At 44.3% G+C, this 12,092-nt stretch carries 18 protein-coding genes; 8 read left to right on the top strand and 10 right to left on the bottom strand.

Going from position 1 to position 12,092, the window contains the following annotated elements; translation table 11 throughout:
* Positions 1–50 precede the first annotated feature (50 nt).
* The 9 genes from CAL7507_RS05475 to CAL7507_RS05445 all read right to left on the bottom strand — a co-directional run bounded on the left by CAL7507_RS05475 (position 51) and on the right by CAL7507_RS05445 (position 3,092).
* Positions 51–1,259 carry a hypothetical protein gene (locus CAL7507_RS05475; protein ID WP_015127445.1) on the bottom strand — a complete coding sequence of 403 codons (1,209 nt, stop codon included), beginning with the start codon at positions 1,257–1,259 and terminating at the stop codon, positions 51–53.
* Entirely contained in the window at positions 1,259–1,489 is a 231-nt protein-coding gene (locus tag CAL7507_RS05470) for a hypothetical protein (protein WP_015127444.1), read from the bottom strand. Before CAL7507_RS05470 ends, CAL7507_RS05475 begins: the two co-directional genes overlap by 1 nt.
* Positions 1,479–1,601 carry a hypothetical protein gene (locus CAL7507_RS33360; protein ID WP_255348331.1) on the bottom strand — a complete coding sequence of 41 codons (123 nt, stop codon included), beginning with the start codon at positions 1,599–1,601 and terminating at the stop codon, positions 1,479–1,481. Before CAL7507_RS33360 ends, CAL7507_RS05470 begins: the two co-directional genes overlap by 11 nt.
* Entirely contained in the window at positions 1,594–1,791 is a 198-nt protein-coding gene (locus CAL7507_RS05465; RefSeq protein ID WP_015127443.1) for a hypothetical protein, read from the bottom strand. Before CAL7507_RS05465 ends, CAL7507_RS33360 begins: the two co-directional genes overlap by 8 nt.
* Positions 1,784–1,939 carry a hypothetical protein gene (locus CAL7507_RS32240; protein ID WP_015127442.1) on the bottom strand — a complete coding sequence of 52 codons (156 nt, stop codon included), beginning with the start codon at positions 1,937–1,939 and terminating at the stop codon, positions 1,784–1,786. The genes CAL7507_RS05465 and CAL7507_RS32240 overlap by 8 nt, the downstream gene beginning before the upstream one ends.
* On the bottom strand, positions 1,932–2,141 hold the full coding sequence (locus tag CAL7507_RS05460; RefSeq protein WP_015127441.1) for a hypothetical protein: 210 nt from the start codon (positions 2,139–2,141) through the stop codon (positions 1,932–1,934). Before CAL7507_RS05460 ends, CAL7507_RS32240 begins: the two co-directional genes overlap by 8 nt.
* A gap of 71 nt (positions 2,142–2,212) precedes the next feature.
* Positions 2,213–2,578, bottom strand: a complete 366-nt coding sequence (locus CAL7507_RS05455) for a hypothetical protein (protein ID WP_015127440.1) — start codon at positions 2,576–2,578, stop codon at positions 2,213–2,215.
* Between the two features lie 33 nt (positions 2,579–2,611).
* Positions 2,612–2,881 (bottom strand): hypothetical protein, encoded by a 270-nt coding sequence (locus tag CAL7507_RS05450; RefSeq protein WP_015127439.1) that lies wholly within the window; start codon positions 2,879–2,881, stop codon positions 2,612–2,614.
* Positions 2,871–3,092 carry a hypothetical protein gene (locus CAL7507_RS05445; protein ID WP_015127438.1) on the bottom strand — a complete coding sequence of 74 codons (222 nt, stop codon included), beginning with the start codon at positions 3,090–3,092 and terminating at the stop codon, positions 2,871–2,873. Before CAL7507_RS05445 ends, CAL7507_RS05450 begins: the two co-directional genes overlap by 11 nt.
* Before the next feature lie 263 nt (positions 3,093–3,355).
* On the opposite strand from CAL7507_RS05445, the gene CAL7507_RS33630 reads away from it, so the two are divergent.
* Positions 3,356–3,547, top strand: a complete 192-nt coding sequence (locus CAL7507_RS33630) for a ribbon-helix-helix domain-containing protein (protein WP_083862878.1) — start codon at positions 3,356–3,358, stop codon at positions 3,545–3,547.
* Positions 3,532–3,690, top strand: coding sequence for a hypothetical protein (locus tag CAL7507_RS33625; RefSeq protein WP_160166314.1), 159 nt, complete (start codon positions 3,532–3,534; stop codon positions 3,688–3,690). Before CAL7507_RS33630 ends, CAL7507_RS33625 begins: the two co-directional genes overlap by 16 nt.
* Positions 3,691–3,766: 76 nt before the next feature.
* Here the strand turns inward: CAL7507_RS33625 and CAL7507_RS05435 are convergent, their stop codons facing one another.
* Positions 3,767–4,114, bottom strand: a complete 348-nt coding sequence (locus CAL7507_RS05435) for a KGK domain-containing protein (RefSeq protein WP_052331541.1) — start codon at positions 4,112–4,114, stop codon at positions 3,767–3,769.
* Positions 4,115–4,328: 214 nt separating this feature from the next.
* Here CAL7507_RS05435 and CAL7507_RS32970 point away from each other — a divergent pair, with 214 nt between their 5' ends.
* The 6 genes from CAL7507_RS32970 to CAL7507_RS05405 all read left to right on the top strand — a co-directional run bounded on the left by CAL7507_RS32970 (position 4,329) and on the right by CAL7507_RS05405 (position 12,062).
* Complete coding sequence (locus CAL7507_RS32970) at positions 4,329–4,694, top strand: hypothetical protein (RefSeq protein ID WP_015127435.1); 366 nt, start codon at positions 4,329–4,331, stop codon at positions 4,692–4,694.
* A gap of 86 nt (positions 4,695–4,780) precedes the next feature.
* Positions 4,781–5,044, top strand: coding sequence for a hypothetical protein (locus CAL7507_RS05425; protein ID WP_015127434.1), 264 nt, complete (start codon positions 4,781–4,783; stop codon positions 5,042–5,044).
* A 171-nt stretch (positions 5,045–5,215) separates the two neighbouring features.
* Positions 5,216–7,813 carry a VapE domain-containing protein gene (locus CAL7507_RS30075; protein ID WP_015127433.1) on the top strand — a complete coding sequence of 866 codons (2,598 nt, stop codon included), beginning with the start codon at positions 5,216–5,218 and terminating at the stop codon, positions 7,811–7,813.
* A 369-nt stretch (positions 7,814–8,182) separates the two neighbouring features.
* Positions 8,183–8,485 carry a hypothetical protein gene (locus tag CAL7507_RS05415; RefSeq protein ID WP_015127432.1) on the top strand — a complete coding sequence of 101 codons (303 nt, stop codon included), beginning with the start codon at positions 8,183–8,185 and terminating at the stop codon, positions 8,483–8,485.
* A gap of 2 nt (positions 8,486–8,487) precedes the next feature.
* A complete protein-coding gene (locus CAL7507_RS30070) occupies positions 8,488–11,244 on the top strand; it encodes a hypothetical protein (protein WP_015127431.1) in 2,757 nt (918 codons plus the stop codon).
* The gene (locus CAL7507_RS05405) at positions 11,244–12,062 is read left to right on the top strand and encodes a hypothetical protein (protein ID WP_015127430.1); all 819 of its coding nucleotides are present in this window, start codon (positions 11,244–11,246) and stop codon (positions 12,060–12,062) included. The genes CAL7507_RS30070 and CAL7507_RS05405 overlap by 1 nt, the downstream gene beginning before the upstream one ends.
* The last annotated feature ends 30 nt before the right edge of the window (positions 12,063–12,092 follow it).

Here is a 12,092-nt window from a genome sequence, read left to right as displayed (position 1 = left end):
AGATGGAATGAGGGGCGATCGCACCCGCGTAATGCGATCGCTTTTAAAAATCACTCAAACTGCTTCCGCAACTTCTCTAGGAGTGCCACGCCTTCGGCGTAGCGCCGGCCAGTAAAACCCAACACCTCTGTTACAACTGAACTGTCGCTTTTATTTGCACCCAGTCGCTGAATTAGCCGCCAAAGTAGCCGATCCGAGTCTGAACAATTTTCCTCAGAATCGGCTTCCTGAGCGCTTTTCAGCGGTTTTTCATGGCGTTTTTCATCCATGATCTGGTTGTTCGGTAATGGTTGAAGTACTGTTGTACTACCGCGCAGGGTTACGGCTTTCATCTCGCGGTATGGTGGGAGTTTGAGAGGCTGATCGTCAAGTAAACAGTGAGACTTGTCGAGGTTGAGCCAGTTGATCAGCGCTTCATTTTTCAGGCTTTTGGCGTGAGCCAGCGCTTTCTTGCCCAATCTAATACGGTAGAAAGCATCGGCTAAGTCGCTCTTACCCTCCAGTCCCCAAGCAGCTACCCGGTCATATTGAGAGAGTAAAATTGTGAAGCGCCGCGCTTTTCTACCCCTCCTAGCGTGGCGCTCCAGCCATTCATCCGATGACGCCACCTTAGAAGCCAGTTCGGGATACTCTTCAGCAATGATGACTCGTTCCGTGCCGACTAATGCTGCATCCCCTTTTTCGTTGCGAATTTTGAGTTGGTTGCTCAAGTCCTCCAAGTCCGCAGACATCTCTGACTCAATTGCTGTCCAGTTTTCTCCCTTCCCAATCACCTCAAGTCCTTGCCAGTCTTCTGGAGTACCTTCACACTCGTAAACTTTGACCGAGCCTCCCACGGTGTAAGCAAGGTATTGGGCTAAGGTACTTTTCCCTGTACCCATTTCGCCAATAATCATCACCTGCTTACCTTCAATGGCGGTGATAACGTCGGTGATAACATCCAGTGGTTCATTGATAACAGTGGCACTGGCTTCAATTACCTGACTCATGGAGACTCCAGCATAAGGTAGGGCATCATACACCTTAACCAGATGCTTAATGCCACGCTCCAGGTAATCGCAGAACACAACGCCGAATTTCAACGTGCCTCTGGTGACGTGAACTGAGAACAGGGTGCAGCTGAAGGCAATTCGTCCCAATCCCCAACCACAGTAGCGAAGTAAGGTTTTAGTACTGGGTAGTCGCATCTCTACCCAGGTGTTCGCGGTGGTTGCTTTGGGAGGTGTAGCAACTTTCAACTCAATTAAATCATTTGCCATTAACAAGAAACCTCCGCTGCTATCAGTTGAGATACTGCAACCGCCAAAGACTGAGAACACATTTGAAGTCGAAAAGCGTAATACTCCCATTCGTCATCGTCATCGGCAGGAGAAGGAATTTGATTGTATATAGATTCAATTTCAGCCTGTAAGTCCTTTGCCTTTTCACTGAGTTTGCTTATTTCGGCAGCCAACTCTCTTGTGGTTAAAATTTTTCGTTCATTTGCCATACTGCACCTCAATTCTTAGGTAAAAAGGGCGCTCTTGCTGTTTCCAGAGTGCGGCGATCGCCAAACTTAAGGATGCAATGGTCAGGATGAGGATGATTAGCTGATTATTCATCTGCTACCTCCTTTGACTGAGAAGCTTCCCAAGCATCCAGTACAGCTTGCTGATCTTCAGGCGATCGCCCCAAATTGGGTTCCCCTGGACGATCATTAGCAATCACTTGAGCGGCTTTCTCGGCAATCTCCTGGGGCACACCATCAGCGATCAGGGCTTGAGTGTATGCTTTGCACAATTCCTCACTCATCTTCACCCTCCAACTCGTCAGCGACATTTCGTATTATCTGAGTAATTTGTTCCAGTCCTTGCTCAACACTCTCGGAGTCGTCAGGGTCAATCACGACGGGCGTAATTCCTAGTGATAGCCAAAACTCAGGGTTTAAAGGATTACTCATAACTATCACCTAGTAAGTTTTTAGCTGCAGTCAAAACGGTCTGCTGTTGTTCATCTGTCAAATTGGCGTTGCCGTTGCATTCAATTACTTCCATCTGGGTGCCGGCGCGGTAGAGACAATTGTTTTTGATTTCTTGATTGTCTGTGGATCTGGCGCGGTCAATTTGTCGCTGGACGTAGGATTTATCGATGTCTTCTGTCATAATCTTTTTAGCGTGATTTGATTGTTTCTGTTACGCCGTGGCGATAGTACATCTTGCTGATGGGTCGCCACTTATAAATCGTCTTTATTTGCAGAAGTACTGTTGAAATTAGTCACAACCCAAATTTGCAAAGAGTTTCGGATTGACGGCTTGATTTCAATCGGCTGACGGGTATCTAAGCAGATGGCTCGACCATCGTTGAGCTTGACGTGTAAATTCTTCCCAGTCTTGGAACGGGAAAATAATTGACCGGCTTCAAGTAATGCCCAAGTAATTGGGGCTTTGCCGACTACATAGTCAGCTTGATAGCTGTCATATCCTTCCGATAGTGGATCAATAGTCAAGTCTTTCCACTCCTTTTTACGTCCTTTCCGGCTACTGGTGAAGTTTGATCGGGCGTTGGCAGTGATGCCATTGGTGGTCTGTTGATCGGTCATAATGGCTTGTTAGTGGTTGTATTGATGGTCTAATTACGAGTTGCGATTTGCGCTGAAGTCTTGCTGTTCAAGAGCTTCAGCGTTTTTGTCACTGTGTGCAGCGCGGTGGATGGTAATTGAATGGCTGGCGAAGTAGTTCCACAATGAATCGGCTACATCTCCGGTAAATGGGAGATTACCGCTGTCTTCAATGAATTGAACGACAACGTGAGAACCTATTTTGTGAACACTGCAAACAGTTTCGAGATTGATGACTAGTTCGTTTTCCGAGTCGAGAATCAAGCGGACAAATTTACTGGGCATTGAATTCTGAGTATTGTTTACTGCAATGGAAGCTAATTTCTAGATACAGATCATGGGCTGCTACGGCTTCTCTTGCAGCTTGGAGTGCATCCCCTAGAGTTATTTCGGGACTATAAATTCCCGCCGCAATTATGGCGATCCATTCGGGGGACTTGATGATTTGGAGGATGTGCGCTTCCAGGGCTTGCAGGTCTTGGGCTAGGTTGGTCAAGTTTTTTCTCCTGTTAATGATGGTTTTGTGCGGTTGCCGTTGACCCGGCGGCGCGACGACTTACGGGTGTTTGGCGGTGATGAATTTTTCCCCTAGCAGGTCTTTGGGCTTGCAGGCTGCTATCTCTGCATGGTTTGGGGTTAAGTAGAAGGTTGTCAAAATAATTGTACCCTGGTACAACTAAAGGATAGTCTAATACTGCCAGGGTTAAATGTAAAGATAGTGCAGGGGTACAATAAAAATGAAGTACACGGGTAGAAAGAATGAGAAAGCCACTGCATGGGCAGAGGAAGAAAGACCTAACGTTAACTCTCTCCCCAGAGGGTGTGGAGAAATTGGAAGCGAAGGCCAAAGCGCTCGGAGTCAGCAAGAGCGAGCTGGTAGAGCAATTAGCGAGAGATCAAGTGTCTTCAGTTGCGGAACAGCAGTTACTGGGGGAATGCTTGACCACCTGATTGATGATTGCCGTATTCAGGTGGCTAGAAAAAAAGAAGAGAAGCAACAGATCGAAAACGAAATAGAACGTCTAGAGTCAAAAATCAGTGAGATTGAAGAGCTAAAACAGGAATTAAGCAAAAAACTTGAAGCTAGCGTGTAAGCCGTCCTCACCTTTACAGGTAGGACGGCTTTTTTATGCGATTGCTTATGAGGCTATCACATGTGCAGGATGTGGGTTAGATGTCTAAATTAGAACGCAAGTCAGCTAGGGGAGAATGCGGTGTCTCTTCTTTAGCAGAGGCATTTTTAAAAAAAGACTCTGGGTCATCTGGGATGAACTCCATCCGAAATCGCAATTGACCCTTATGCCATCCACCTCCATCGACAGGTAAAACTTGGCACTTGAGACCACCTTCCTTAAACCAGTGAGCTTCAATAGCGCCTTTTCTCTCCATCTCTTTTACCCAGTTCAAGAAATATGTTCTCAGTTCGCTAAATTTCAATATTTTGTGAGTTCCAAAGCCAAAGCCAGTAGAAACCTCCGTCATTACAACATCTTCCTCATTTAAATCAAAACTGCTCATTTCGTTTTCTCTTTCGATACACAACATGGCGGATCAAGCGCCAACTCGATCCGCCTTCCCTAAGTTTTCCCACTGACCACCACCAAGAAAGCAAAGCAATGGTTAGAGCTAAATTCACCCGACAGAAGACTTTAATTAAAAATGCGGAAATTCCCTGATGCCTAGATCAAAGGGAAAACCGCATGTTGGATGAGTAGCATCACCATCTCATCCTATGGATACCTTAACAATAGTCTTCCTCACATTTCTCCCATGCATTGTCATTGCCGTTGTCGCTATTGCTATTCATCTGATTTTGCGGATATTGCCAGCGAATGTTACTAGGTTTTTGCAATTCAACTTGACAAACCCAGGAGACAATCGACCTCCAGAACACAAGCCAAAAAGCAAAGTATCTCATTCCTATCGCACTGACCCCAAAAACCGGGAACTGCAAAGTCAATTAATGACACTGCTACGGGGTGATGTAGCAACTGGCAAGCGCTTACTCAGGCAACAGCGACAGAACAACCCTGGCAAGTCTGACAACTGGTATCTAGAAAAAGTAATTTACGACTTGGAACGCGACAGAGGACGTTAACCTTCATTCAATTCAGTGAAGTTTGGCGGCGGCTGACCAATCCAAGGTTGCCCGCCGCCATTATTTTGTTTATTCCCCAACACCCAATGACCAACAATAGAAAACTCAAAAGACAAAACATAACCTCATCTCCGGAGTTAGAAGCAGTGACAATGCGGCTGTCCTTAGAAGTGAGTGAATTAATATCATTTCTTGAAGACATCGACCCTGAATTAGACCGCATTCAATCCACATACCTAGCGGCTGACATCATTAAAAACATGCCAAGAGTTTTTCAGATGTACCCCGAAACAATTACTCAGATCAAGTCACGAGCGCAAACATTGAAGTCACAAAAAAGAGATGGTTAATAACTTGATGTCATACCCAAAAAAAACAGGTAGCAAGGGCTACCCATTCACCTTTATCGAACGAAAAATAATGAATAATTTTTCAGTAACACCAACTCTACCTCAGAGTAATGTGGAGATAGAAGTAGCAGTACTTGGCTCTATTTTACTATCAAGACAGGGGAAATAGTAATGATACAAACATTAATTTCCCCAACCCAAGCCGATAACCACATTCCCGAATATATTGATATCCATCATTGGGAAGAATGGAAGAAAAGCGCAGTCAGTGATGTCATTATCAAGCTAGTTTTAAAGTCAGTTCACGACTCAAGAGAAGTTGATAAAATCCTCAATCGTAACAATAGGCGTAGGTGGAAACACTCTAATGAATTAGTACCAGCTTGGTGTGTCACTGGAGTCAGCCCACTAACCGGAGAGTCTACCCTAGAGGGCGTTCAGGTAAAACCAGACACACCAAGAATAGGGGAGGATGGTAAGCCATTAAAGTATGAAGGTGCGAAAGATTATGATACAGCACCTCTATTTTTGAATACAGGAATAGAAGATTACTGGCTTAACATCTATCAAGATATTCTTCAGCCTATAATCATCACTGAAGGGGCTAAAAAAGCAGGTGCCGGTTTATCTATCGGACTTCCTACAATCAGCCTTCCTGGGGTGAGTACTTGCAGAAAGAAAGGGCGTTTACACCGCAACCTAGAATTATTTGCCAAACTAGGTAGAACATTTTACGTCTGTTTTGACAACGATATTTTACATAAACGTCCTGTACAGGATGGCTTACTTGGACTAGCGAGAGAACTAGCAGCCAAAGGAAGCAAGGTAATGGTAATGCAGCTTCCTGATGGGGATGCCAAGGGCATGGATGATTACATTGCCCTACATGGTGAGGATGCCTTTAAAGAGTTAGTAACTAATGCCCTAACCTTTGAAGAGTGGAAGGAAGAATCATCAAAAAAACTGGAAGAACTAGAAGAGGTTTTTAAATCTAGAATGGCTAGCAGATTCAACCTGGTGAATAAAGTTTGGGGAGACAGCCTACGTTACAACACCTTAAAAAAGGCGATCGAGTACCACGGCGCGCCCCTGGACATGAACCACATCAAGCTCATTCTGGCTTTAGAGTTTGACGTGGATATTGCTAAAGATGATGCCTTTACCATCATCGAACGCATAGCGAAAGCTAACAGCTATTCCCCAGTGGTTGAGTACCTGGATGATGTTGAGCAAAAATTCCCTGATATCACTGGCGATTATTTAGATAATTTGGCTTACGAGTTTTTCGGAACTACTGACCCGCTACACACTACCTACTTCAAGAATTTCTTAGTTGCTTCCGTCGCCCGTGCCCGTCACCCCGGCTGTTGGATGGACTGTGCCCTGATTCTCTACGGTGATCAAGGGATTAGGAAATCTACGTTTTGGCGAACGCTCTACGGTGAAGACTGCTTCTCTGATGACTTGGGAAATGACAATGATAAAGATGAAAAAATGAAGATGCACCGATTCTGGTGTCTGGAGTGGGGAGAATTCGAGACGGTTTACAAGCGGAAGGACGTAGAGGAACTGAAACGATTCCTTGCCAAGAAAGAAGAAACCTTCAGAACTCCCTACGACCGAGTGCCAATTGATTACAAGCGCGGGTTTGTTTTTGTGGGGACTACCAACCAAACCGAGATTCTCAATGACCCCAGTGGTGACAGGAGATTTTGGATTATCCCAGTATCAAAAGCCAAAATTCCAGTCGAGACGGTGCAGGTCTACAGGGATAAAATCTGGGCTGCAGCTAATGCATTGTTCAAATCTGGCTATCCCTACATGCTGACGGATGAACAGGAAGCGCAACGGGCCGATCGCAACCGAGAATTCCAGGTTATCGATCCGTGGATGGAAGTTATTGAGGAATTCATTGGAGTCAAACACTTTGTAACGACACAAAGTCTTTACAACTTGTTGTCCATAGACCTATCGCACCAGGATATTTCCAGTAATAAGAGAATATCGGGTATTATGCGGCGGCTTGGTTGGGAACACGGACGTGAATACGGAAAAAGAGGAGCTCGGGGATGGGTATGTAAAACAGAAAAAAATAATTCTGTAAAAAATGATTTTGCCTTGGATCACCTTGGATCATTTGGATCAGCAAGTCCTGAAACTGCTGTACAGCAAGAGATACAGAGTGATCCAAGGGAAGAGGTAAAAAGTGATCCAAGGGAGGTTTTTTCTCTCCCCCTTGGATCACTTCCCTTGGATCAAAAAAATCCGCCAATAGCAAGGGTTTCAGAGGACGTGATCCAAGTGATCCAAGGTGATCCAAGGGAAAATCAACTTTTTGTAGAGAATTCAAAAAAGACTCAACAACGCATCGAGGACGATGTACCCCAGAAAACCAACTCTGTACCTACAAAGGTTGAAGTGGGGAAAGTTTATTGGTGCGATCGCCTCAAGTCAAAGGTAAAGGTCAGCAAAATTATTAAGAGCAAATCTGAAGCTGAGGTACTTCTTCCCTATCCATTAGATCAGGACAGGGTCAAGTTGAGTGAGCTTTCTGAACTTCCTGAGACTCACATCTTACCTCCCATGCCTAAATTCAGAGTTGGTCAATCAGTGTTGGTTTTAAAAGGACAGCACCAGGGACAAACCTTGTTGATCAGTTCTATTAGTGAAGATGGCGATATTTGGCTGAGGTCATCATTTAAACCTGGCGCGCCACCTCTGGGCAATAAGGGCAAAGGCTACCAGCCTGATCAGTTAAAAGCACTGTGACAACAAAAAGGCGATCGCTAACATGCTGCCAGACAGGATGCGATCGCCAAAATGCGAATGAAATATTTCTAGTCACACTATAACCAGTGGGCTGGAGATAAAGGCGATCGGCAAAATTAACAATAATTAACAATTAGGGCAAATACTGACATTTGCACGCATACATTCAGATGCAATATTCTTGTTTAAGTACTCAACCGGGCTAAACAGGTATATTTTACTTCGTAACTTACTGCTGACATCTGTAAAATAGAGCCAGTCGGACTTTTAGAGTAGGTGATTGTTCTGCTTTTACATAAAACTGGAAGATTTACATTACTCTCAATAACAAATACAAAGAAAAGATACTGTTTAAAATCTTCAAAAATCATGTCGAGTTTCACTACTACAGATATTCCCTCCGCGATTAATACAGTAGAAAAACTGCATTCCTGGACAGGGGCAATACTTTTCAACCTAAACCCGACTTTGGTTGTAATTGAAGGGACGGGTTACACCGAGAGAGCGGCCCAATGGGGGCGTTTTTGGGTGCCTGCCGACTCAAAAACCCGCGAATTAATCAGAGTCAGCCTTGCAGTTGATCCAACTTACAATAATGCCTCTGGGAAACCGTGGACATTTGTACAGGAACTCTCTTCTACAGCTATTCCCGCAAACTTTAAAGCCAATTAATTATGTCTGCATCGGCTGACCAATTCAGATCCTTAGATTACGCGGATATTGAGCTAGCCGGTGCAATTTTGGATAGACCTTCCACCGCTACCCCGCTCAATATCCCATTGCCACGAGATCCGCTATCTAATCCAGTAGCAAAAGAGAAGTACGAACGCGCTCTTAAACAAAGTTACCAGGATGAAGTAGCACGTAACGCTCAAATTGTTAACGAGCAATATCAGGCGCAACAACAGCAAGAACTACTTTTAAGAGAAAAGCAAGTAGCAAGAAATCAAGCACTTTCTAGCTACAAGACACCATCTGTAGAGGAAGGTTTTGTTCGCTCTAAAAGCTATGAATATCAGTATGAGATGCCAAAATCTACTATTGATAGCCAACCAAAACCTAGCAGCGCTAAACCGCCAGTTACCCCAGCCAATAGTGGTGCCAGAGGTAGCGCCAAGTTAAATCCTATTACTGAGTGGAATGGGGTCGGGCTGCAAGAAGCTATCCCAGCGGAAGTTAGCCTACCAAAATCAACACCGAGGTCTTTACCTATTGCGGCTGGAAAGTTTCCCGTAATCCCGGCGGCAATGGTTGCCCTAGATTTTGGTAATCGCGTATTTCACGGGCAGTCCCCAGCACAAGCCGGGTTTGGTGCTGCCGGAAGTCTTGGTGGTAGCCTTCTCGGTGCGACTGTTGGCAGTGCCTTTGGCCCAGTCGGGACAATTGTCGGCGGGATGATTGGTGGTGCAATTGGCGGTGGGATTGCTGATTATGTTTGGAGCTTAAGTCATCCCACTTCTGAAGCAGCCAGACCTGTTGAGCCAGTAGTGAGTCATCCATTTTTTGGCGGTCAAAGCGTAGGCGTGCTTTATTCAGTTCAATTAACGTTTGAAATTAGAAACAGTAATGGGCAAATTACAGATTATTCCAACCCTTTAAATCAAAATATCAGAGGGCCAATCAAAGCCATTTATATAACCGACGATACGCCTCAACACGGTGCTGGGTCAGTTATCGTTGGAACTAATGAAGATGGTACTGATCAATATGTTGTCAACAGCTTTGGAAGCATATATCTAGGGACACAAGCACGAAACCTAAAAATTATTTTCGTGAATAGGCAAGATGGGCAAATTGATTATGGTGGGAACCCGACATCAATCCCAATTCCTACAGATTTTCGCTCACCAGAATCAGTTGCACATCCGGCTAATAGCGAAAGCTACGTTAGCCGTGGCACTCCTGGCGGCAGTCAGACAAGTCCACTGCCCAATAACAGCGTTAGTGCCGGCACACCAGAGAACGCCACGCCCAGACCCACAAATGACTTCCAAATACCTGGCGGCTACCTTGCTCCTCGGATTAATCCTAATCCCTTCTACACTCCAAGTAACCTTGGTGGTAATCTCCCAGAAATTGAGCCAACAAAATTACCTGGATTCAGCGGTAATACAACATCTTCAGAATTCACTGATGGCAATGATTTCACCAGGAATCAAGCAATACCTGGCAGCATAATAAACCTCAGCAGTGGCTCTTATGTGCAAGTAACTAGCCCTGATAGTTACAAAATTTATGGGCCAGCGACAACGCCGCAGCCACAGCGGCAAGAACCAGTAGCGGATGCCCTCAAGCCAATTCCTACAAGTTCTCTACATCCCATTCCAAAAGATACTACTACGTCTACGCCAACAGGCAAGGATTACGATGATCTGGCAAGAAAGGTATTAGAGCAAGGAAATCAGCTCGCAATTATTACGTTGTTATTACAGCAACTACCAAAAACACTGGGTAAAGATAACGATTTCAGAAATGATATTAAAGAGCCGATAAAAGGCGCAGTTTGCGACATCTCCCAGCCCAATGGATGCCTAGGCAAACCCATAAACGATGTACAGAATCAGGCGAATCAAAATAGCAACAAGCTTGATGCATTGAATGCCGCATTCAACGGCTTAGACCTAGTAGGAACTGCGGGATTAAACGGCAAATTAGACATTATTAATAACAAGCTTGGCGAACAGCTTCCCGGTGGTATAGGTGGTAAATTAACTAGAGTAGCTCAATGGATGCATCTAGATAGAGCCTTAAATATTCTTATTTGGTGGCAAACTTTGCATAATGCCTACATGCTTTCAGCCAACCTGGGACAAACATTAACCAGTGCATTATCAAATGTTTTGGCTGCTATTGGCATCAAAGACGCAGAGGGAAGCCCATTAGATATTGGTCAAATCCTTGGTAGTCAATTTGATAGCTTGGCTAAAACTGTAATCGGTGAGAGTGAATGGGGAAGTATCAAGGCTGAGTATAAAAAATGGAATCGAATTTATCAAGCTGCTGCTAATTTATTAAATTCAATTCAATCAATTGGCTATTCAATTTTGAGTGCTTTAGAAGTCGTTGGTTCGTGGATTGCTGTAATTGGTAATGCCCTACGCAAATGGGGTGAGGTTAGCGAAAAGGCTTATCGTTGGATGAATCCTACACCTAACTTTCAAAATAAATTCTTTACTGCTTTAGAAACAACTGAAAATGTGGTGAGTCAAATTGATAGCGTTGCTTCCGAAGTTTTAAGCGTTCAAGATACAGTTACTCAGATTGGAACCCAAAAAGCCGAATTTCTCAAAGCATTGGGTCAAGAGCCAGATGGCAAGCAAGGCACTACACCACCAGAAGCAACACAAGTTAAAGCTGGGTTTGATGCTTCCAAATTAGTTAGTGCTACTGGTTTAGCTATCGCGGATGAAGATAAGGAGGCGGATGAATAATGCCTTTACCAGAAGGGTTTGACGAATGGGAGAATCTCCAAGATATAGTCAGGCTCGAACATAATAAAGCGGTTCGAGCTTACTTTAAAAATCAACCAGATGATGATGTTAGCAATCCTAAGCCCAGACTCAAGCATTCTTGTTTGATGAAAGATGACGACACCTCAACCATGACTCTAATGAGGATGTGGTTATTTGAGATTACCTGTGGTCATGCTCAAGCATTACAGCGCCCTGTTTATGGCATTCCTTGGTATGAAATTCAATCAGAGCGCACCTTTAAACCGCAGGTCAAACTTTATTTTTTAGAGCCTTATAATTTCAATCTTCATAGTGATGGTACGCCTCAAGTTGAGGCTGAAATCACATTCAGACTGATGAATGAAAGCTCCGAAACTATTAGCAGAACCAATGCAGAATCACTAGCTAGAACCATAAAAAATGTCTTTGCTACTCCTCTATTTATATGGAATAAAGGTCATTTCAAATGCACCTACTCGGACAAAGAACGTGGATACGAGTTGAAGTTACTAGTTACGAATAAAACTGAAGGCGAACGGATCGTTAGAGCAGTCCTTGATATCCAAAACCACCCCTTTGACCGCGATTACCTGCAATACATCGACAATGACCGCATTTACCCCGCAAATCCAGGTACACACAGAGTTTACGGAAGACAAGTAAAAAAATTCGCTCGTAGAAGAGTTACAGACGTAAAGTTCAGATTTGCACAGCTACTCATTTGGGGCAAACAAAATCCCATAAATTTGGTAGCTGTGTCTGGAAGTCGTTTAAGAAGTGTTATCGAGCGGGTATAAAGCAAATCGTGCCAAAAATTTAACGGACAA

It is taken from the genome of Calothrix sp. PCC 7507 (genome assembly GCF_000316575.1).
Lineage (GTDB): Bacteria > Cyanobacteriota > Cyanobacteriia > Cyanobacteriales > Nostocaceae > Fortiea.
This window is presented reverse-complemented; position numbering and strand designations above follow the sequence as displayed.

Excerpts from the sequence above, each read along its gene's own strand:
- CAL7507_RS05475 (WP_015127445.1), bottom strand. The coding sequence starts at position 1,259 with ATGGCAAATGATTTAATTGAGTTGAAAGTTGCTACACCTCCCAAAGCA.
- CAL7507_RS05470 (WP_015127444.1), bottom strand. The coding sequence starts at position 1,489 with ATGGCAAATGAACGAAAAATTTTAACCACAAGAGAGTTGGCTGCCGAA.
- CAL7507_RS33360 (WP_255348331.1), bottom strand. The coding sequence starts at position 1,601 with ATGAATAATCAGCTAATCATCCTCATCCTGACCATTGCATCCTTAAGT.
- CAL7507_RS05465 (WP_015127443.1), bottom strand. The coding sequence starts at position 1,791 with ATGAGTGAGGAATTGTGCAAAGCATACACTCAAGCCCTGATCGCTGAT.
- CAL7507_RS32240 (WP_015127442.1), bottom strand. The coding sequence starts at position 1,939 with ATGAGTAATCCTTTAAACCCTGAGTTTTGGCTATCACTAGGAATTACG.
- CAL7507_RS05460 (WP_015127441.1), bottom strand. The coding sequence starts at position 2,141 with ATGACAGAAGACATCGATAAATCCTACGTCCAGCGACAAATTGACCGC.
- CAL7507_RS05455 (WP_015127440.1), bottom strand. The coding sequence starts at position 2,578 with ATGACCGATCAACAGACCACCAATGGCATCACTGCCAACGCCCGATCA.
- CAL7507_RS05450 (WP_015127439.1), bottom strand. The coding sequence starts at position 2,881 with ATGCCCAGTAAATTTGTCCGCTTGATTCTCGACTCGGAAAACGAACTA.
- CAL7507_RS33630 (WP_083862878.1), top strand. The coding sequence starts at position 3,356 with ATGAGAAAGCCACTGCATGGGCAGAGGAAGAAAGACCTAACGTTAACT.
- CAL7507_RS33625 (WP_160166314.1), top strand. The coding sequence starts at position 3,532 with ATGCTTGACCACCTGATTGATGATTGCCGTATTCAGGTGGCTAGAAAA.
- CAL7507_RS05435 (WP_052331541.1), bottom strand. The coding sequence starts at position 4,114 with ATGAGCAGTTTTGATTTAAATGAGGAAGATGTTGTAATGACGGAGGTT.
- CAL7507_RS32970 (WP_015127435.1), top strand. The coding sequence starts at position 4,329 with ATGGATACCTTAACAATAGTCTTCCTCACATTTCTCCCATGCATTGTC.
- CAL7507_RS05425 (WP_015127434.1), top strand. The coding sequence starts at position 4,781 with ATGACCAACAATAGAAAACTCAAAAGACAAAACATAACCTCATCTCCG.
- CAL7507_RS30075 (WP_015127433.1), top strand. The coding sequence starts at position 5,216 with ATGATACAAACATTAATTTCCCCAACCCAAGCCGATAACCACATTCCC.
- CAL7507_RS05415 (WP_015127432.1), top strand. The coding sequence starts at position 8,183 with ATGTCGAGTTTCACTACTACAGATATTCCCTCCGCGATTAATACAGTA.
- CAL7507_RS30070 (WP_015127431.1), top strand. The coding sequence starts at position 8,488 with ATGTCTGCATCGGCTGACCAATTCAGATCCTTAGATTACGCGGATATT.
- CAL7507_RS05405 (WP_015127430.1), top strand. The coding sequence starts at position 11,244 with ATGCCTTTACCAGAAGGGTTTGACGAATGGGAGAATCTCCAAGATATA.